19 protein-coding genes and 1 other RNA gene are annotated in these 19,608 nt (G+C 30.6%); 1 reads left to right on the top strand and 19 read right to left on the bottom strand.

The genetic code is table 11. The features are described 5' to 3' along the window. Window positions 1-67: 67 nt before the first annotated feature. The 8 genes from rnpB to MPAN_RS04445 all read right to left on the bottom strand — a co-directional run bounded on the left by rnpB (window position 68) and on the right by MPAN_RS04445 (window position 7,971). Window positions 68-408: RNase P RNA component class B (gene rnpB / locus MPAN_RS04480), an RNA gene on the bottom strand. A 38-nt stretch (window positions 409-446) separates the two neighbouring features. After that, complete coding sequence (locus tag MPAN_RS04475) at window positions 447-2,573, bottom strand: polyribonucleotide nucleotidyltransferase (RefSeq protein ID WP_176239835.1); 2,127 nt, start codon at window positions 2,571-2,573, stop codon at window positions 447-449. A gap of 137 nt (window positions 2,574-2,710) precedes the next feature. After that, a complete protein-coding gene (rpsO, locus tag MPAN_RS04470) occupies window positions 2,711-2,980 on the bottom strand; it encodes a 30S ribosomal protein S15 (RefSeq protein ID WP_176239834.1) in 270 nt (89 codons plus the stop codon). Window positions 2,981-3,082: 102 nt separating this feature from the next. After that, a complete protein-coding gene (locus MPAN_RS04465) occupies window positions 3,083-3,406 on the bottom strand; it encodes a cyclic-di-AMP receptor (RefSeq protein WP_176239833.1) in 324 nt (107 codons plus the stop codon). A 39-nt stretch (window positions 3,407-3,445) separates the two neighbouring features. Next, entirely contained in the window at window positions 3,446-4,339 is an 894-nt protein-coding gene (locus MPAN_RS04460) for a bifunctional riboflavin kinase/FAD synthetase (protein WP_176239832.1), read from the bottom strand. A 9-nt stretch (window positions 4,340-4,348) separates the two neighbouring features. Continuing rightward, the gene (gene truB / locus MPAN_RS04455; protein WP_176239831.1) at window positions 4,349-5,197 is read right to left on the bottom strand and encodes a tRNA pseudouridine(55) synthase TruB; all 849 of its coding nucleotides are present in this window, start codon (window positions 5,195-5,197) and stop codon (window positions 4,349-4,351) included. A 62-nt stretch (window positions 5,198-5,259) separates the two neighbouring features. Further along, the gene (trxA, locus tag MPAN_RS04450; protein ID WP_176239830.1) at window positions 5,260-5,568 is read right to left on the bottom strand and encodes a thioredoxin; all 309 of its coding nucleotides are present in this window, start codon (window positions 5,566-5,568) and stop codon (window positions 5,260-5,262) included. A 78-nt stretch (window positions 5,569-5,646) separates the two neighbouring features. Next, window positions 5,647-7,971 (bottom strand): endonuclease MutS2, encoded by a 2,325-nt coding sequence (locus tag MPAN_RS04445; protein WP_176239829.1) that lies wholly within the window; start codon window positions 7,969-7,971, stop codon window positions 5,647-5,649. A gap of 60 nt (window positions 7,972-8,031) precedes the next feature. Between MPAN_RS04445 and rnhC the strand changes: the two genes are divergently transcribed. Then, entirely contained in the window at window positions 8,032-8,889 is an 858-nt protein-coding gene (rnhC, locus tag MPAN_RS04440) for a ribonuclease HIII (protein WP_176239828.1), read from the top strand. Here the strand turns inward: rnhC and MPAN_RS04435 are convergent. The 11 genes from MPAN_RS04435 to MPAN_RS04385 all read right to left on the bottom strand — a co-directional run bounded on the left by MPAN_RS04435 (window position 8,881) and on the right by MPAN_RS04385 (window position 19,524). Next, complete coding sequence (locus MPAN_RS04435) at window positions 8,881-9,783, bottom strand: RluA family pseudouridine synthase (RefSeq protein ID WP_176239827.1); 903 nt, start codon at window positions 9,781-9,783, stop codon at window positions 8,881-8,883. The two genes, rnhC and MPAN_RS04435, sit on opposite strands and share 9 nt — an antisense overlap. Next, window positions 9,767-10,303: a signal peptidase II gene (locus MPAN_RS04430; protein ID WP_176239826.1), complete on the bottom strand. Its 537-nt coding sequence runs from the start codon at window positions 10,301-10,303 to the stop codon at window positions 9,767-9,769. Before MPAN_RS04430 ends, MPAN_RS04435 begins: the two co-directional genes overlap by 17 nt. Window positions 10,304-10,682: 379 nt before the next feature. Beyond that, on the bottom strand, window positions 10,683-11,672 hold the full coding sequence (locus MPAN_RS04425) for a S16 family serine protease (protein WP_176239825.1): 990 nt from the start codon (window positions 11,670-11,672) through the stop codon (window positions 10,683-10,685). Then, the gene (locus MPAN_RS04420) at window positions 11,656-12,129 is read right to left on the bottom strand and encodes a deoxycytidylate deaminase (RefSeq protein ID WP_176239824.1); all 474 of its coding nucleotides are present in this window, start codon (window positions 12,127-12,129) and stop codon (window positions 11,656-11,658) included. The genes MPAN_RS04425 and MPAN_RS04420 overlap by 17 nt, the downstream gene beginning before the upstream one ends. Then, window positions 12,129-12,626 (bottom strand): peptide-methionine (S)-S-oxide reductase MsrA, encoded by a 498-nt coding sequence (gene msrA / locus MPAN_RS04415; protein ID WP_176239823.1) that lies wholly within the window; start codon window positions 12,624-12,626, stop codon window positions 12,129-12,131. The genes MPAN_RS04420 and msrA overlap by 1 nt, the downstream gene beginning before the upstream one ends. A 1-nt stretch (window position 12,627) precedes the next feature. Beyond that, window positions 12,628-14,343, bottom strand: a complete 1,716-nt coding sequence (gene aspS, locus MPAN_RS04410) for an aspartate--tRNA ligase (RefSeq protein ID WP_176239822.1) — start codon at window positions 14,341-14,343, stop codon at window positions 12,628-12,630. A 1-nt stretch (window position 14,344) separates the two neighbouring features. Continuing rightward, the gene (gene hisS / locus MPAN_RS04405; protein ID WP_176239821.1) at window positions 14,345-15,613 is read right to left on the bottom strand and encodes a histidine--tRNA ligase; all 1,269 of its coding nucleotides are present in this window, start codon (window positions 15,611-15,613) and stop codon (window positions 14,345-14,347) included. Further along, window positions 15,594-16,175 carry a GNAT family N-acetyltransferase gene (locus MPAN_RS04400; RefSeq protein WP_176239820.1) on the bottom strand — a complete coding sequence of 194 codons (582 nt, stop codon included), beginning with the start codon at window positions 16,173-16,175 and terminating at the stop codon, window positions 15,594-15,596. Before MPAN_RS04400 ends, hisS begins: the two co-directional genes overlap by 20 nt. 207 nt (window positions 16,176-16,382) lie before the next feature. Next, entirely contained in the window at window positions 16,383-16,820 is a 438-nt protein-coding gene (gene dtd / locus MPAN_RS04395) for a D-aminoacyl-tRNA deacylase (RefSeq protein WP_176239819.1), read from the bottom strand. Continuing rightward, window positions 16,817-18,994 carry a RelA/SpoT family protein gene (locus tag MPAN_RS04390; protein ID WP_176239818.1) on the bottom strand — a complete coding sequence of 726 codons (2,178 nt, stop codon included), beginning with the start codon at window positions 18,992-18,994 and terminating at the stop codon, window positions 16,817-16,819. The genes dtd and MPAN_RS04390 overlap by 4 nt, the downstream gene beginning before the upstream one ends. 17 nt (window positions 18,995-19,011) lie before the next feature. Continuing rightward, window positions 19,012-19,524: an adenine phosphoribosyltransferase gene (locus MPAN_RS04385; RefSeq protein ID WP_176239817.1), complete on the bottom strand. Its 513-nt coding sequence runs from the start codon at window positions 19,522-19,524 to the stop codon at window positions 19,012-19,014. Window positions 19,525-19,608: the final 84 nt, after the last annotated feature.

Below are 19,608 nucleotides of genomic sequence, written 5' to 3'. Positions count from 1 at the left end.
TTTATTTTAACATGTATATGATAAAAAGAAAAGGTCCTCAAATTTTGAGGACCTTTTATAAGTCAATGTGCATAAGCCATGTTCTGTATCCCTAAAGGGTGTGACCATTTATCTCTACATAAGTAGCGTAATTTAGCTTTGTTTCGCTATTTTACGTTCCCCTACCAAAATTTGGGTTTCTAGCTTGAGGGGTTTACCGCGTTTCATATACTTATTTCTAAGTATCTCGTTTCTGTGGCACGTTTGGTCATAGATCATAGCATAAGCCTTAGATCATTTGACGCCGTTACATCGCTAAGATGTACCCTAAGTTATTGTTTCCTTAGGCACAAACACTACATTCATTTCAGAATGTGCTAGCATGGACTTTCCTAACCTATACAAGTATAAGCTTGGTCACCTTCCATTGACTCGAATTCATTTTATCATAGTTTTAAAACTAATAATTATTTTAATGCTGCTTTTCTTGATAAATCGATACGACCTTTATCATCAACACCAATACATTTAACTAAAATGATATCTCCAAGTGAGACTACATCTTCAGTTTTTTCTACTCTTTCTTTTGCAAGTTTAGAGATATGTACTAATCCTTCAGTTCCTGGCCAGATTTCAACGAAGCAACCAAATTTTTCAACTCTTGTTACTTTACCTTCATAAATCTTACCAACTTCTGCTTCTTTAACTAAGTTTTCAATATATGCTTTTGCAAGTTTAATATACTTAGAATCTTGATGCATTAAGAAGACACGACCATCTTGTTCAATATCAATTTTAATATTATCAAACTCTTCAATCATCTTAGTAATAATCTTACCACCAGCACCAATAACGTCTCTAATCTTATCAGGATTAATTCTAAACATAGCAACTTTTGGAGCATAATCTGATAATTCTTCTCTATTGGTTGCGATAATTTCATTCATATGTTTTAAGATGTGTAATCTTGAATGTTTTGCTTGTTCTAATGCTTCTTTTAGTATTTCTTTAGTAATACCTAGGATCTTAATATCCATTTGAAGAGCTGTAATACCTTTTTCAGTACCAGCAACTTTAAAGTCCATATCGCCTTCATGATCTTCCATACCTTGGATGTCACTTAAAATTGTATAATTGTCGCCATCTTTAATTAAACCCATTGCAATACCTGCAACTGGTGCTTCAAGTGGTACACCTGCAGCCATTAAAGCCATAGATCCCGCACAAATTGTTGCTTGAGATGATGAACCGTTAGATTCTAAGATTTCTGATACAACTCTAATTGTATATGGGAAAGTTTCTTCATCAGGTAATACTTGAAGTAATGCACGTTCGCCTAATGCGCCATGTCCTACTTCTCTACGCCCTACAAAGCCATAACGTCCTGTTTCACCAACACTAAATGGTGGGAAGTTATAATGTAGCATAAAACGTTTTTTATCTAATATGCCAAGTCCATCAATAAATTGACTTTCTCCTAATGCTCCTAACGTTACAACACCTAATGCTTGAGTTTGTCCTCTTGTGAAAAGTGCTGAACCATGAGCTCTTTTTAGAATATCGATTCTAGAGTCCAAAGGTCTGATTTCATCAACTTTACGTCCATCAGGGCGTACTTTATCTTCAGTGATTAATCTTCTTACTTCTTTTGTTACAATTTGATCAACAACAGTTTTAACTTGTTGAATATAGTTTTTATGTGCTTTTTCATCAAAAACTTGTACACCATTCATGTCATTAAAGAATCCTTTAGTTTTAAAGTTTTCAACTGCTTCTTCTTTAATTTCGTCTATCTTACGATATCTTTCTAATTTATCAAATAAAGATACTGCAGCAATTAAACGATCAAAACAAAATTCATGAACTGCTTTTCTAACACTATCTTCAATTTCAAATACAGTGTAATCCATTTTTTCTGGTTTTATTTCAGCAATAATTTTTTCTTGGAAAGCAACTAATGCTTTAATTGCGTCATGTCCAAATAAAATTGCATCTAACATTGTATCTTCATCGATTTGTTTTGCGCCAGCTTCAACCATATTGATTGCATCTTTTGTACCAGCTACAATAAGGTCAATTTTACTAGTTTCTAATTGTTCAGGTGTTGGATTAATGATAAATTTATCATCAACTAAACCAACGGTTACACCCGCTACAGGTCCATTAAATGGAATATTAGATATTCCTAAAACAAGTGAAGAACCAAATAAAGCTGCCATTTCAGTTGTTGCTTCAGGATCACTACTTAATACAGTATTAATGATTTGAACATCATTTTTAAATCCTTCAGGAAACATAGGTCTTAATGGTCTATCAATTAATCTTGAAGTTAAGGTTTCATGTTCTGATGGTCTACCTTCTCTTCTTAAAAATCCACCAGGTATTTTACCACCTGCGTATAGTTTTTCTTGATAAATAACCATCAAAGGGAAAAAATCCATAGGTGATGGTTCTGTTTTTGCTGTTACTACACTTAATACTGTAGAGTCACCATAATTGATAAAAGCTGAACCATTCGCTTGTTTAGCTACTTCACCAATCTCAACACTAAAGGCTCTACCGCCAAGTGTTGTTTCAAATACTTTTTTGCTCATAATATAAAATCTCCTTCATTTTATATGTTTTCTCATATAATATTTTATTATTTAACCTTATATATAATACCATATATTTATATTTTTTCCTACTAAATGAGGCTAAAACTAAAAAAAAAGACTGCTTTCGCAATCTTTTATCGACGTAATCCTAATCTTTGAATTAGTGTTTGATAACGTGCTACATCTTCATGACGTAAATACTTTAACAAACGACGTCTCTTACCAATCATCATGTATAAACCACGACGAGAGTGGAAATCATGAATGTGTTTTTGTAAATGTTCGTTTAGAGATGCGATTTCTGCAGATAATACAGCTACCTGTACTTCTGGAGAACCAGTATCTCCTTCTTTGATTGCATAACTTTTAATGATTTCTTGCTTTTCAGCTTTTGTAAGTGCCATTTTCTTTCCTCCTTCGAATAACTAAAGTATGGGTCGGCTGTCCCGAAACCTTGTTACCGCCTTTTTATTGTAACATTTTTTTATAAAAATGCAACATTTTAACTAAATTTTTATGAACTGATCTACATTTATAACAAATACTGTAGCTCCTCCAACTTCTACTTCTATTGGAAGTGAAGAAAAAGAACCAAATTCATTAACTATTGTGTTTGGAACAAGACGTGATCTTTTTTTACTATGTGCTTCAATAACTTCAAGTGCTTGTGGAACTTTTTCATCATTGACGCCAATCATAAAAGTGACATTACCAGCACGTAAAAAGCCTCCAGTAGAAGAAAGTCTAGTTGAAAAGAATTTTTCTTTAACTAATGCTTTTTGAACTTTATTTGCATCATCATTAGATACAATAGCAATAATCATTTTCATATGTACACCCCTATTCTATATGTGTATTATAGCATATTTTTATACTTTTGCTAGCGATCTTACCATTTGTTCATCTTTTTTTAATTGTCTAATTAAAGCATCCTTTGATGGAAATCTATATTCTGGTCTCATATAGTGCATAAAATCAACAAGAACCTTTTTATCATAGATGTCCTCATCAAAATCTAGAATAAATATTTCTAGGCGTCTTGATTCACTAAAATTAATTGTAGGATTGTGTCCAATGTTAGCCATACCATGATACCAAGTTTCATTAACAAATACCTTTACATAATAAACACCCATTCTAGGCAGATAATAATTATCAAAATCGATGTTTGCAGTTGGATATCCAATACCTCTACCTATTTTATGTCCATGTAATACTTTCCCAGTTATTTGATAGTGTCTATTTAGTAATTTTCGAGCAGAGCCTAAATCACCTTGGATTAAAAAGTCTTTAATATAGGTTGTAGATACTCTTGTATGATTATAAACCAAATCATTCATCACATCTACAACAAAGTATTTTCTTAATTCATCAATAGTTCCAACACCACGATAGGCAAATCTTGCATCTCTACCAATAACTAACCTTTTTACTGAAATTCTTTGTAAAAATTCAATAAATTGTTTAACATTCAATTTTGAAAATGGCTCATCAAATTTCACAATAATCGCATAATCTAGAGGAAATTGTGATAGCAATTCAATTTTATCTCTTTTTTGAGTTAATGTTCTAAACGGCATTTTACGTAGTATTTCTGATGGATGCGGATCATATGTAAGAACTGCATGTTTCGTATCTTTATATCGTAAAACACGATTAATGAGCTGTTGGTGACCTAAATGTAAGCCATCAAAGTTACCCATTGTAATCGTTAAATCATCAGTGTTTTCAATTTTATCATATGTATTATATAAAATAATCATAACTATCTCCTAAAGTATTAGTGCTGGTTTATACGTATTTGGCTGTGTTCTTTGATAAAAAGCAATCATTTGATCCTCTTCATCATAAACCACAAAATCACAATCCATTGTTGTTTGTCTTTCATCTAAATAAATCCCATTTTTAACAAGTTTAATCATATATGGGTTTAAGTTAAGTTTAGGATAATTAGAAAAGTATGTCTCTAATGTTATTAAATCATGAATCTCTATTTTTTCTAAATCATGTGCATTTTTTAAGCTATATTGACCTATAGAAGTTCTATTTAGTCGAGCTAACGCTCCAAAAGTATCAAGCTTTTCAGCTAAATCGACTGCAATACTTCTTATATATGTACCTTTTGAAACTTCAATAGAAAAGTCAAAAGCATTATCTTTTAATGGAGATAACATCTTAAAATCATAGATAGATACCTTGCGTGTATCTCTTTTTATAGTTATACCTTGTCTTGCAAGCTCATAAAGTTTTTTTCCATTAACCTTGATTGCAGCATACATAGGTGGAAGTTGATCGTAAGTCCCAATCATCTGATGAATTTGTTCTTTTAATACATCTTGATCAATAACTATATTTTTTGATTCTAAAATTGTTCCTGTATGATCATAAGTATCATAATGATGATTAAATATAATTGTACCTTCATAGGTCTTATCCTTGTTTTGAAATAGATCAGCAAGCTTTGTTGCTTTGCCTATACATAAAATAAGTAGACCACTTGCAAAAGGATCTAGAGTACCAGTGTGTCCTATTTTTTTTATGTTAAATTTCCTTTTTAAGTAATAAACAACATCATGTGATGTCATACCTACAGGCTTATTTACAAGTAAAAAACCATTCATCTAATCACCATATCTATTATACTAGATTTTAAGCAATAAAAAAAGCACTTAAAGTGCTTTAATTATTTGCTTTGGTTAAGCCAAGCTTGAACGCGTTCTTTTGGTTGGTATCCACTTTGACGATCTACTTCTTCGCCATCTTTGTATACAACTACAGTAGGTACGCTTCTAATGCTAGCATCAATTGCTTGTGCTCTAAATTGGTCAATGTCTACTCTAAAGAATTTAGCGTCAGTCATTTCAGTACTGATAGCTTCTAAAACAGGTTTTAACATCTTACATGGTCCACACCATGTTGCATAGTATTGTACAACTACTAATCCTTGTTGTCCAACTGCTTCTTGATACGGTTGTCCTTGATATTCAATCATTAAATTATCCTCATTTCTTAATAAATTTTATTATAATTATATTATATAGTATTTTGAAATTATTTCAAGATAAAAGCATTATTTTAATGTAACAATTGTTACACCATTTAACCCTTCACCCTCACCACCAAAACGATGATCTTTAATATATGGAGAGCTTTGAATATACTGATGGACAGCTTTTCTAACGGCTCCAGTTCCAAATCCATGAATAATTCTTAAAGTCGTTAATCCAGAAATCATTGCGCCATCAATTGCATCATCAAGGGCTGCTTTAACTTCTTCAAATCTAAATCCTCTTAAATCAACTTCCATTTTTCCTTGTTTTTGAGGTTTAAATGGCTCTGATTGTTTAGATTTAACAACAGTTTTCTTCTTTTTGGGTTTATCATCTTTTTCTTTTTTTATATCTTTGGCTTTAAATTTTAAATCAAATTGACCAAATTTTACTCGATATAAATCATCTTTAATATCTACGATTTTACCATATTGTTGATAACTTGTAATAAAAACTTCATCTCCAATATTTAATTCTTCTTCAAAATATAGAGATTTATCGTTTGCAATATTTTGATTTAATCTATATTTTAATTCTGCTATTTCTGGTTTAGTTAATGTCGATTTTTCTTTTAAAAGCTCAATTAAATTACTTGCTTCATCTCGAAGTTTTAACCATTTAGTTTCTTCAGTATGTTTGACTTTCTCGATCATTTGATCTTGCTTTTGTAAAAGATCATTTTTGACAGTTTCATAATGTTTTTTCTCATTTTTAACTAAAATAAGTTCTTTATTTAAGGTTTCTTTTTCTTTTTGGATATCAACCATTTCATCATTAAGTTTTTCCATCATTTTAGCTAAATCAGTTTGTCTACCCTCATAAAGTTTTAATGCATGATTTACGATTTCATCTTTTAGACCTAGACGTTTTGCAATCAAAAATGCATGAGATGATCCAGTAGTTCCCATTTGAAGATAATATAACGGTTTTAATGTCTTTTTATCAAAGGCTACACTAGCTGTAGTCATATGTGGTTGCTCAAATGCATAGCTTTTAAGCTCAGAGTAGTGTGTTGTGACCATCATTCTAGCATCAAAGGCTTTAAAGGCTTCTAATATAGAAATAGCGAGTGCAACGCCTTCATTAGGATCGGTACCACTACCTATTTCATCTAATAATACTAGAGTATTATCTTTCATCTCAGATATCATGTTGATTATTTTAGTTAAATGTGATGAAAATGTTGATAAAGACTGCGATATAGACTGTTCATCACCAATATCTGCAAATACTTGATCAAATATCGCAATATTACTAGCTTCATTTAAAGGTGCTAAAACACCTATTTGAGTCATTAAGGTCAATAAGCCTAAAGTTTTTAATGCAACTGTTTTACCACCAGTATTTGGTCCTGTTATTAATAATGTTTTTAAATTTTTATCCAAAGTTAAATCAATTGGAACTGCTTCTTTTGGATTTAATAATGGATGTTTTGCTTTAATTAGTTGAATAAATCCATCTTTATTAATATTTGGTTTATGTCCATCGATATCAAGTGCATATATAGCTTTAGCATGAATTAAATCAAGATTAACTAGTATATCGATGTTATATTTTAAAGATTCATGTGCTTCTTGTATTTGTTCACTAATAGATGCAATAATAACATCTATTTCTCTTTGCTCATCAACTTTTAAACTCTCAATATGTGCTGTAATTGATCTTGTTTGTTCAGGTTCAATATAAATCGTTTGTTTTGATGCACTCATATCATGAATAACACCTTTGATCTTATGCTTGAATGCTTCTTTTACACCAATACAAAATCTATCATTTCTCATGACGATATTTGCATCATTTAAATAACTTTGATAATCTATAACCATTTTTTGTAATTTATCTTGTAATTGCTTATCAAAACGTGACAAATCTTTTCTAATACTTAAAAGTTTTGGTGTTGCATCATCTAATATAACACCATCTTCATCTATTTTCGAACTCATATAATCTAACAAATATCTATGATTAGACAGTTGGCTAAAAAGTGGTGATAAAGTTGGACTTTCTATTTTTAGAGATTGCTTTTGTTTTAGATAAGCAAGTATATCTCGCTCCATTACCAAAAACAAACGTATATAAAGTAAATCTTGAATGGTATAAGTTCTCTTGATTTCTGCATAATGAATGAGTGGATATATATCAAAATTGGCTAAAAAAGGCATTGTTCCTAATCTAGCAACTAGTTCTAACATGTCAACAACTTCATCTAGTTTACTAGAAATTGTAAAAATGTCAGTATATGGAGTTAGATTTATTAAATTTTGGGATGCTGAATCAGATTTAATATTTTTCAATATTCTTTCGATGATTACATCTAATTCAAGCGTTTTCGTCATAAATCTCATAAAAGAACCCTTTTTCCTTAAAAATATGGTATAATTATACTTGATAATAAGAGGTGAAACATGAAACATTACACAATGTCAGTAACAGATTTAGAATTAGAAAAACTTAACAAAGTTTATCAATATCATCAAGTAGAGGCGAAAAATCCCTATTTGCTTTTTCATGCTAAACATAACGATATTGATATCCTAGCTTATAAAACTGGAAAAGTTTTATTGCAAGGTGATGAAGTCACACATGAGTTGGTAGCTATTAAGACACATTTAAATAAAGAAGACTATGCAGCAATTGGTTCAGATGAAGTAGGTACAGGTGATGTTTTTGGACCTGTAGTTGTTTGTTCTGCATTTGTTAACAAGTCAGAAATTCCTTATTTAGAAGAACTTAATGTTAGAGATTCAAAAAATATGAGTGATCAACAAATCATTGATATTGCTCCAAAACTAGCTAAAAAACTTGTTCATTCACTATTAATTCTTCCACCAACTAAGTACAATAAACTAGTTAGTGAAGGTTACAACTTGAATAAGATGAAAGCTTTACTTCATAATCAAGCAATCATTAAAACTTCTTCTAAGTTAAAGGAAACAGTCCCAGTGATCTTAGATCAATTTTGTACACCACAACTATATTACAACTACTTAAAAGATGAAACTTTAGTTTATCGTGATATTGATTTTCACACAAAAGCTGAACAAGTTCATTTGAGTGTTGCAGCTGCGTCTATTATAGCACGCTACGCTTTTTTAGTTAAGATGCAACAATATAGTCAAAAGCTTGGTATCAAACTTTTAAAAGGTGCAAGTAAAGAAGTTGATGAAATGGTTAAAACTATTTTTGAGAAAAAAGGTCAAAAACAGCTACATAATGTTACAAAAATGAATTTTAAAAATGTAACAAAACAAGATTTATTCTAATTCATCCAAGAATTTTTGAAAATAAGAGGGTATATCGGCATGAAATGTCATATGCTCTTTTTTTATGGGATGAACAAAAGATAAATCTGTTGCATGTAGAAATTGACCATGTTTTGAAATGACTTTTTTTGGTCCATAAATAGGATCTCCAACAACTGGATGATTAATATATGCCATATGAACTCTAATTTGATGTGTTCTTCCAGTTTCTAAATCACAAGAAATTAAAGTATATTGATCAAATCTTTTTAATACTTTAAAATGTGTTACAGAAAATCTACCGCTTTCTAAAACAGTCATTTTCATTCTATTTTTTGGATGTCGGCCTATTGGAGCTTTAATTGTACCTTCATTTTCATCAAAATCATGATAGACAAGAGCTGTATAAGTTCTTGTGATTTCGTGATTTTTTAATTGTTCACTTAATAATTGATGAGCTTGATCCGTTTTAGCAACGACTAATAAACCACTGGTATCTTTATCAATTCTATGAACGATACCTGGTCTTATAACACCGTTTATAGAACTTAAATGGTCTATTTGATGCATTAAACCATGAACAAGTGTTGGCTTATGATAAGTCGATGCTGGATGCACAACTAACCCTTCAGGCTTATTGATCACAAGTAGGTCATCATCCTCATAGACAATATCTAAATGTAGATCAACAGGTTCAAGATCTAGTGTTTTTAGTTCTACGTCTAAAAGACTAACCAAATCGCCTTCTTTTAATGTATATCCGGTTTTAACCTTTAGTCCATTAACTAAAATCTTTTCATCTTTAATCAGTGTTTGTACATAACTTCTACTTTTATCTGGATATTCATTTTCTGATAAAAAAGTATCCAGTCTTTGTTTTTCTTGAGATATATCGATTTTAATTGATTTTGGCATTTTGCTCATCCTTTTTTTGTTTGTTTCTCTTTGATTCGAAGAAAAATAGATCAATACCAAATAGTATGATTGCAGCTGATAAATAATTATCTGCCATATTGTTGGTAAAATTACTTATTCCTGGTATGTTGTTTAGAAAATCTAAGAACGGATAGTGTAAAAAGTCTATAACAAAGCCATATAGTGCTCTATCTATAGCATTACCTAGCGTTCCACTAATAAATAGAGCAATTGATATAGAGTATATTTTTTTATGTTTGAAATCACTATCTTTAAATAAATATCCAAAAATAATTAAGGCTATAACTGTGATAACAAAGAATAAAAGACTCTTATATGCAAAACCCTCTAATATACCTAGAGATGCACCTGGATTTTCATAATAACTAAGCTCCAATACATTTTTTAAAAGTACTGTGTTAGTTCCTGAAAAAGTTGGAGCAATCAAATGATATGCTAATTGTTTAGATAGTTGATCTATAAATAATGTGGCAAAAATGATAATGAATCCTATAATCATAGCAAACTCCTTTTAAAACACAACTGATAAAACCACAATACCTAGCGTGAGCATTATAAATCCCACAAAAGAAAATTCTACTAATTTAGGAACTGTTGTGTTAATTTCTTTTATTTTTTCATGATAGTTCTGAATAAGCACGTAATAAAAATGATAATACAAATAAACCCACAAAATCAGCATACATATCAAAATTATCGATAAAATTAATGTAAGTTTAGTAAATATAAACAAATTGATAAGCAAGATTACTGGTAAAAGTATGATTAGAAACGAAATAAGTAGTGCGCCAAAAACAGATTTTAAAGTGGTTTTCATTGTCGTTTGTCTATCAATCAACTTGACTAGATTTCTATACTTGTGATAAAACTTATAAACCTTATCCATTATATGTTTCATATAGCCAATTAGCCGCCTCTTCTATGGTTTCTACTGGTACAATAACAAATGAATAATCAATACCATCTATCTCATCTAAGTGTGATTCTGGTATAAAAAACACATCAACTTTATTGAATTCTGCAGTGTATATTTTTTGTCTAATTCCACCGATTCTACCGATGGTTCCATCGCTATTTATGGTGCCAGTTCCAGAAATTTTGATATCTGGAATGTTTAGTTTTAGTAAACTTACATAAATACTAAGGGTTTGTAGCATGCCTCCACTTGGTCCTCCAACTGTAGAGTTAAGTCCAGGAAGCTCATAAGCTGGAAAAGCTTGGTAAATATCATATTTAGGATAAAACCAAAAGGATACATCCCCTTCAATTTGATCATAATTGAGTACATATTCTGTTCCATCATTTTTTTGAATTAAATAGGTTACTTGTTGATGACTACTTAAATCAAAGAACTCTTGAGGCTCATAATCTGCATATAATTGACCATTGATTTCTTTAATGACGTCGCCTATAGAGACTTCATCTAATCTTTTAGGAAAATCATAAATATATAACCCTTCAAATCCATAGTCCATAATAATTGTATCATCTTGATCTTGAGCCATTGTATAGGCTTTAATAAGCGAAATTTGATAAGATACACTTTTTGATATTTGACCTTGTCTATATTCATCAATAATTGTATTTTCTTGTTCTCTTATGGTAGGTTTTCTTAAAACAAACTGCTCATTGTTCTGCAAGACCATAAATTGAAATGCGGTAATAGGATCATATGAATATACATAAATACTAAAGAATTGATCAGGCATTTCATGATCTTCAATAATAAAATTACTTTCTACTGCAGTCAGACCACCTGGGGCAGTCACATTGTAGTTAGTTGGCGCAACTGCGACAAATAATACATAAATATACGCAAAAAAGCCTATGATAATACCAATTTTATGTTCTTTAAGAAATGTTAACATAAGATAATTCACCAACTTCGATCTTACGTGTCGTCACATGTGCAGCTTTTAACATTTTAAGTGCTGCTTGGTGTTCTTTTGTATGTTGATATTTATCACTTTCAAAGACAATTTCTTTAATTCCACTTTGAATGATCAATTTTGTACATTCATTACAAGGAAAAAGTGTCACATATATTTTAGACCCTTTTAAAGATTGTGTCGCATTGAGTATGGCATTAGCTTCTGCATGGACAACATAAGGATATTTTGTATCCAAATAATCGCCTTCACTCCCCCAAGGAAATTCATCATCTTTTGCACCTTGTGGCATCCCATTATATCCAATACCAACTATTCTTAAATCCTCGTTAACAATGCATGCTCCAACTTGTGTTTTTGGATCTTTACTTCTTAATGCTGATAATTTAGCTACACCCATGAAATAATCATCCCATGATATATATGATTTTCTCATTATTTTTTTTCATCTCTTTTCGCTAACCCTAAATTTACATGACAATAACCAAATGGGTTTTTCTTTAAATATTTTTGATGATTGTCTTCTGCTAAAGCATAATCTTTATTTTCTTTAACCTTAACAACAACACGATCATAATTTTTACCAAAATAAGATTTCATATAAGCTTCTACTAATGGTTTTTCACTCATATCATCTAGATAAATTCCACTTCTGTATTGATTTCCATAATCATTACCTTGTTTATTTAAACTAAATGGATTCATAATTCTGAAAAAATGTTCTAAAACACCTTCTAAAGATATAACATTTTCATCATAGATAACTTTACATGCTTCTGCATGAGAAGCTAATCCATTACAAACTTCATGATAAGTAGGATTTTTCTTATCTCCATCAACATAACCTACTGAAGTCTCACTAATACCTTTAAGTTGATCAAAATAGGCTTCTACACCCCAAAAACAACCTCCAGCTAAAACAATAGATTTCATATTATTCTCCAATCTTTAAATGTAATTCATCAAGTTGAACTTGATCCACATCACTTGGTGCTTGCATCATTTGATCTTTCGCACTTTGTGTCTTAGGAAACGCGATAACATCTTTAATATTAGCCGTATGCGTCATAAGCATAACAATACGATCAAGTCCTAGAGCTAGACCTCCATGTGGTGGTGTACCATATTTTAGAGCATCTACAAAGAATCCAAAACGATGTTTAACTTCTTGATCTGATAACCCTAGTGTTTCAAACATTAATTTCTGTACTTCTTGATTATGGATACGAATCGATCCACCACCAATTTCATAACCATTTAAAACGATGTCATAAGCTTTAGCCATCGCTTCTTTTGGATTAGTTTTTAATTGACTTGCATCACTTGGTGCTGTAAATGGATGATGTTTTGCATAAAAACGTTTTTCATCTTCATCATATTCTAATAATGGCCATTGAGTAACCCATAAGAATTTATAGACATTTTCATCAATTAAATTAAAAGTTTTTGCCAATTCTATTCTTAAAGCTCCAAGTGCATTTAATGCTTGTTCATCATTCCCAGGAACTAAAAATAAAATATCTTGATCTTTTAAGTTTAAAGATTGATAATTTTCTGGACTCATAAATTTATTGATACTTCCTGAATATACACCTTCTTGATTTTTAATAAATACAAGTGCATCTCCATGATTCTTTTTAACTAAATCTTGTAATTTATCAATTTGCTTTCTAGTTAAACTTGCACCTTTTTCTAATAAGATGCCCTTAACAAAGGCTTTTTCATTAAACAATGGAATATCAATGGCTTTAAATGCATCTTTATATTCATTAATTAGTAATTCATAGCGCATATCTGGTTTATCAGTACCATATTTTTCCATTGCTTCTTTATAGCTCATCTTTAAAAATGGTATGTTCACATCCACATCTAATACTTCTTTAAATGTGTGTTTCATGATACGTTCAATTAAACCTTGTATATCTTCTTCATCGATAAAAGATGCTTCGATATCAACTTGAGTAAACTCAGGTTGACGATCAGCTCTTAAATCTTCATCTCTAAAGCATTTAGCCATTTGGAAGTATTTTTCAAACCCAGCTACCATAAATAATTGTTTATAGATTTGAGGAGATTGAGGAAGTGCATAAAAGTGACCTGCATATAGTCTAGAAGGCACTAAATAGTCACGTGCTCCCTCAGGAGTTGATTTCCCTAATATAGGTGTATCTAACTCATAAAAGCCTTCCTTAACTAAAACGCTACGGATGGATTGAGTAATTTTATGTCTTTGAATTAAAAAGTTTTGCATGACTGGTCTTCTTAAATCAAGATAACGATATTTTAATCTCGTTTCTTCTAAAGCATCTGTATCATCAGATACAGTAATTGGAGGTGTTTCAGCTGCACTTAAGACAGTTAGTTCTTTAACATCAATTTCTATTTGCCCTGTAGACATGCCTGAGTTCTTACTTTCACGCTCAACAACGATACCTTTAACTTCTATGACAAATTCACTTCTAATCTTTAAAGCAACTTCATAAAAAGCATTATCAGGTTTAACCATTAATTGTGTAACTCCAAAACGATCTCTTAAATCGATAAAGATAAGTCCACCTAAGTTTCTAGATTTTTGAACCCAACCTTTTAAGAAAACTTCTTGTAAAACATTTGATATATTTAGTTCATTATTATTATGTGTATATTTCATTTTATTTCTCCATCTTTTTCTTTATATATGCAGTGATATTTTCTATTTTAATTTCTTCTTGAATTTCAGTTTTTGTATCTTTAATACCGACTACACCTCTAGCATATTCTTCATCACCAAGAATAATTAAATACTTGGAATTAAATCTTAATGCTTGTTTAAGTTGTCCTTTAAAAGATTTAGCTGTATAGTTCATATCTGAAACAAAATTTTCTTGTCTAAGATCATATAAAATTTTAGTTCCTATTTTTTTTAACTCTTTACTAAAAGTAATGACAAAACAATCAACTTCAACATCTTCATTAAGTTCAATGTGATTAGCCTCTAATGCCATTAACAATCTTTCCATACCAAATGCAAAGCCTATACCGCCTAAATCAGGCCCTCCAAGCTCAGAAACTAATTTTTGGTATCTTCCACCACCACCAAGTACATTAGCAGCTCCAAAGCCTTTTATATCGGCTTCTATTTCAAATACGGTGTGACTATAATAGTCAAGTCCTCTAACTAATTTAGGTGCGATCACATAATCTATACCACACATTTCTAAGTGACTCTTGACTTCATCAAAGTAAGCACGTGATGCATCATTTAATAAATCTAGAGGCGTTGGTGCATTAATGACTGATTCATGTTTATAATCAATTTTACAGTCTAATATACGCAAAGGATTTTTATCAATACGATTTTTACAATCCTCACATAACTCATGAATATGTGGTGTGAAGTGCTTAACTAAAGCTTCTTGATATCTATCTCTTGATTCTTGATCTCCAAGTGTATTAACTCTTACCTTAACACCTTTTAATCCTAATCTTTTAATAAAATCATAAGCAAGGATAATCATTTCAGCATCTAATGCTGGATCAACTGTTCCGATAGCTTCAACACCAAATTGAGAAAATTGGCGATATCTACCTTTCCCTGGTCTTTCATATCTAAAATTAGGTCCAATATAATAGACTTTTTCTAATTCTTGAGACGCATATAATTTATTTTCTACATAACTTCTAATCACGCCGGCAGTACCTTCTGGTCTTAAGGTTAATGCTCGATTAGATCTGTCAACAAAATCATATGTTTCTTTTGTTACCATGTCAGATCCTTCAGAATCTCTATGAAAAACATTAGAATACTCCATCATAGGAGTTCTAATTTCTTTTAAGTTATATAAACTAAGAATCTCTCTAATCTTAGTTTCTAAAGCGACCCATTTATAAGATTCACTTGGAAGTACATCATATGTACCCTTAACTCTGTTTGCTGCCATGATAATCCTCCTTGGTTATTTCATATATCAACATATCATCTTCGATAATTGAATTTATTTTTTTAAGTGTATATGGTTCTTTTTTAATATATTTAAATCCTGATTTTTCAATGACTCTTTGACTTCCAATATTTTTACTTAAATGCTTGATGATGATCTTATCATAGTTTAGATAAGTAAATCCAAGCTTTATAAGTTCTTTTACTGCTTGAGTCATAATTCCTTTACCCCAGTAATCTTTATGAATAACATATCCGATTTCTGCAGTGTTTTGATCACTTATGACTGAATGAAAATCAACGGTACCTATCATTTTATTTTTATTGATATCTATGATTGCATATCCTACAGGTAGTCCATTTTTTACTCTAGGATAGAAAATTTCTTTAATTGATCTTTTGGCTTCAATTGATAAAACCATTGGTCCCCAATTTAAAAATTTTGTAACCTCTGGATCCTTACCATATTCAAATAAATCTCGATAATCTTTTGTTTTAAGTGTTCTTAACATATATTCACCAAATAATACTTTAGGCATATGTTTAAATGGTTTCTTTTTCATCAAAATATCCTCTCATCTATTTAAAAAAAATCGTCCTTAAAAAATCTAAGGACGAATAATCGCGGTACCACCTTAGTTCTAGAATAATTTCTAGCCCTCATTTTCATATCTAATGCCTCCAAAGGTGTCACTATTTAATAACTTAAATACACTTTTTCACAGGCTATTTATTTATACTCTTATTTTATCTTTTTTATAGTCTTATTGTCAATCTATTTCAATGATAATCGTTACAGGTCCATCATTTACACTCAAAATATCCATATCTTCTTGGAAAATGCCTGATTTAACATCAAATTCTTCTTTTAAGTGAGCAATAAATGATTCATACAATGGTTTTGCAACTTCAGGTCTAGCAGCTCTTATGAAAGATGGTCTATTATTACCTTTTGTATCACCATATAATGTAAATTGGGAAACTGCTAAAATAGATCCATTAACTTGTTTTAAACTTAAATTCATTTTTTGATGTTCATCTTCAAAAATTCTTAAATTCTTAACTTTAGTTGCAACTTTTTCAACAATCTTTTCGTTATCTGTATCACTTAATCCAATATACAATAAATATCCTTTAGAAATAGATGCAACCTCTTTATGCTTCACTTCGACTGAAGCTTGCTTCACTCTTTGAACGATGACTCTCATTTGAAATCTCTTTCTACTTGAAAGATATCGCTAATCTTTCTTAAGTTAACCATAAGTGATTGTAAAGTGTTTTGATCGTTAATTAAGACTTTTAGTTTAATAACCATTTCCATATTAGAACCATTCGTAGCATTAACTTCTGCAATCGATATCGAATGTGCATTGACTGCAGTAACGACTTCAGTTAAGAGTGTTGGTTTTGTTGTTCCTATAATTTTAATTCTTGTAGGATATTTTCTTGTGATTTCAGATGACCAGAATGCTTCAATTAATCTATTTTCATCAAATTGATTACAGTTTGGACAAAATGTTGAATGAATAACAATACCACTTGTTTTACTTACAAAACCGATAATTTGATCACCAGGAATAGGCAAACAACAATTTGCAAGTTTTATTTGTGGACTAGAGAGACCTTCGATAACAACACCAGTTTCACTATGTGTTGTTAATTGTCTTGCAGCTTTTTCCATTTGACGTTGTAAGAATTCTTCCTTATCAACTTCTTTGCCTAAAGCTTTAGAAACAACAGTTTTAGCACTTATGATACCTTTACCAATTTCAAGATGTAGTGATTCAACATCAGAAATCATATTCTTTTCAAAGAATTTTTTAACAAATGCATCATCAAGTGTTTGTGTAACTTTTTGTGCATGCATTTCTCGATCTAGTTGTTCTTTTCCTAATTGAATTAAATTATCTCTATTTAATTTATTTAAAAAACCTTTAATTTTATGTTTTGCATGTGAAGATTTCGCTATTTTTAACCAATCTTCACTCGGACCATATGAATTTTTATTAGTTCTAACACTTACAATATCCCCAGTATTTAGTTCATAATCTAGTGTCACAATTCTATTATTAACAATTGCACCAACCATTTTATTACCAATATCAGTATGAATACGATAAGCAAAATCTATAGGTGTTGCACCTTTAGGTAATTCTATAACTGCACCTTTTGGTGTAAACACATAAACATTGGCGTCAAGAATATCACCTTTAACAGTTCCAACAAACTCTTCAGCACTACCTTCAGTTTCATCAGAATCTTCGGTCATCTTCATTAATTCGCCATACCATTTAAGTTTTTGAGCAATTTCAAATTGCTCACGTTCTCTAGAATATGTTTTATTTTCTTTATATGCCCAGTGAGCAGCAACCCCAAATTCTGCAACATGATCCATTTCTTCTGTTCGGATTTGAACTTCAAATAACGTCCCATCTTCTGATAAGACAGTCGTATGAAGGGATTGATACATATTTGGCTTAGGTACTGCGATATAGTCTTTAAATCGTCTAGGAATAGGCGTAAAATTAGCATGAATAATGCCTAAAGCTTGATAACAAGTTTCAACTTTATCAACGATAATTCTAACAGCTAATAGGTCGTAAATATCTTCAAAAGCTCTATTATCTCTAACCATTTTTTTATAAATTGAAAATATATTTTTAATTCTACCTTTAATTTCATAATCTTTTAATTTAGAATGTACAAACAATTCTTTGATATGTTCTATTACATGTTCTATAGAAGCTTCTCGTTCTGTCTTTTTAGTCTGAATCATATTTGAAACTCTATAATACATGGGTGGATCAGTATATCTTAGTGAACGATCTTCAAGTTCAGCTTTTATTCTAAATATCCCAAGTCTATGAGCAAGTGGTGCATAAATATCAAGTGTTTCACTGGCTATTTTATATTGCTTTTCAGGAGACATAGAGTTTAGTGTTCTTACATTATGTAGGCGATCAGCAATCTTTATTAAGATAACTCTAATATCTTTAGCCATTGCTAATAACATTTTTTGATGATTTTCTGCTTGTGAAGCAACGATATTAAAAGATAATTTACCTATTTTAGTTACACCATCTACTAATGCTGCTATCTCAGGACCATAATCTTTTTCAACATCTTTTAGTGTTACTGATGTATCTTCAACAGTATCATGAAGTAATGCAGCAATGATTGTAGCTGGACCAGCTGTTAATTCTGCTAGAATTTTTGCAACTGCAACAGGGTGTGTAATATATGGATCCCCACTCTTACGCATTTGACCTTCGTGACTTTCCTTCGACAAAAAATAAGCTTTTTTAATAAGCTCTATATCTTTTGGGTTATGAATATATGATTGGAAAGATTCTACTAAGGATTCAAATAAAGGATCTGTCATATAAAAACTTCTTTCTTTTAATATTTAATTAAAGTAAGTATATCATGGTTTTGAAGTTTATCTCTACCGTTTAAATCGCTAAGTTCAATTAGAAAAGCAAGTCCTACAACATTACCACCAAGTTTTTCAACAAGTTCGACTGTTGCTTCCATTGTGCCACCTGTAGCTAACAAGTCATCAATGACTAAAACTCTATCGCCAGGTTTAATTGCATCTTTATGCATGCATAAATGATTTGAACCATATTCTAAGTCATAAGAAACTGAAATAGCTTCTCGTGGAAGTTTTCCTGGTTTTCTAACTGGAATAAATCCAATGCCTAAATTAGTTGCAACTGGACATCCAAAAATAAATCCTCTAGCTTCAGGTCCAACAATCACTGTTGCCTTTTTTTCTTTAGCGTATTTTGTAAACTCTTCTGCTGCAAATTGATAAGCTTTTCCATCTGACATCAATGGTGTTATATCTCTAAATAGTATGCCTTTTTTAGGAAAATTAGGTACCTCTGCAATATAATCTCTTAAGTTCATATTAAACCTCCATATTGTTTCTTATATTTTTTTGTATCACTTAAATATTTTAACCTATTCTATTTGATTTTACAAGTATGATAT

The sequence above is a fragment of the Mariniplasma anaerobium genome (assembly GCF_016865445.1).
In the GTDB taxonomy this organism is placed as follows: Bacteria; Bacillota_I; Bacilli_A; order Acholeplasmatales; family Acholeplasmataceae; genus Mariniplasma; species Mariniplasma anaerobium.
Note: the sequence above shows the minus strand (reverse complement) of the source record. Positions and strands in the feature narration are given on the sequence as shown.

What these genes read in the sequence shown, in the direction of transcription:
- MPAN_RS04475 (WP_176239835.1), bottom strand. Translation starts at nt 2,573, where the DNA reads ATGAGCAAAAAAGTATTTGAAACAACACTTGGCGGTAGAGCCTTTAGT.
- rpsO (WP_176239834.1), bottom strand. Translation starts at nt 2,980, where the DNA reads ATGGCACTTACAAAAGCTGAAAAGCAAGAAATCATTAAAAGTTATGCA.
- MPAN_RS04465 (WP_176239833.1), bottom strand. Translation starts at nt 3,406, where the DNA reads ATGAAAATGATTATTGCTATTGTATCTAATGATGATGCAAATAAAGTT.
- MPAN_RS04460 (WP_176239832.1), bottom strand. Translation starts at nt 4,339, where the DNA reads ATGATTATTTTATATAATACATATGATAAAATTGAAAACACTGATGAT.
- truB (WP_176239831.1), bottom strand. Translation starts at nt 5,197, where the DNA reads ATGAATGGTTTTTTACTTGTAAATAAGCCTGTAGGTATGACATCACAT.
- trxA (WP_176239830.1), bottom strand. Translation starts at nt 5,568, where the DNA reads ATGATTGAATATCAAGGACAACCGTATCAAGAAGCAGTTGGACAACAA.
- MPAN_RS04445 (WP_176239829.1), bottom strand. Translation starts at nt 7,971, where the DNA reads ATGAGATTTATGACGAAAACGCTTGAATTAGATGTAATCATCGAAAGA.
- rnhC (WP_176239828.1), top strand. Translation starts at nt 8,032, where the DNA reads ATGAAACATTACACAATGTCAGTAACAGATTTAGAATTAGAAAAACTT.
- MPAN_RS04435 (WP_176239827.1), bottom strand. Translation starts at nt 9,783, where the DNA reads ATGCCAAAATCAATTAAAATCGATATATCTCAAGAAAAACAAAGACTG.
- MPAN_RS04430 (WP_176239826.1), bottom strand. Translation starts at nt 10,303, where the DNA reads ATGATTATAGGATTCATTATCATTTTTGCCACATTATTTATAGATCAA.
- MPAN_RS04425 (WP_176239825.1), bottom strand. Translation starts at nt 11,672, where the DNA reads ATGTTAACATTTCTTAAAGAACATAAAATTGGTATTATCATAGGCTTT.
- MPAN_RS04420 (WP_176239824.1), bottom strand. Translation starts at nt 12,129, where the DNA reads ATGAGAAAATCATATATATCATGGGATGATTATTTCATGGGTGTAGCT.
- msrA (WP_176239823.1), bottom strand. Translation starts at nt 12,626, where the DNA reads ATGAAATCTATTGTTTTAGCTGGAGGTTGTTTTTGGGGTGTAGAAGCC.
- aspS (WP_176239822.1), bottom strand. Translation starts at nt 14,343, where the DNA reads ATGAAATATACACATAATAATAATGAACTAAATATATCAAATGTTTTA.
- hisS (WP_176239821.1), bottom strand. Translation starts at nt 15,613, where the DNA reads ATGGCAGCAAACAGAGTTAAGGGTACATATGATGTACTTCCAAGTGAA.
- MPAN_RS04400 (WP_176239820.1), bottom strand. Translation starts at nt 16,175, where the DNA reads ATGAAAAAGAAACCATTTAAACATATGCCTAAAGTATTATTTGGTGAA.
- dtd (WP_176239819.1), bottom strand. Translation starts at nt 16,820, where the DNA reads ATGAGAGTCATCGTTCAAAGAGTGAAGCAAGCTTCAGTCGAAGTGAAG.
- MPAN_RS04390 (WP_176239818.1), bottom strand. Translation starts at nt 18,994, where the DNA reads ATGACAGATCCTTTATTTGAATCCTTAGTAGAATCTTTCCAATCATAT.
- MPAN_RS04385 (WP_176239817.1), bottom strand. Translation starts at nt 19,524, where the DNA reads ATGAACTTAAGAGATTATATTGCAGAGGTACCTAATTTTCCTAAAAAA.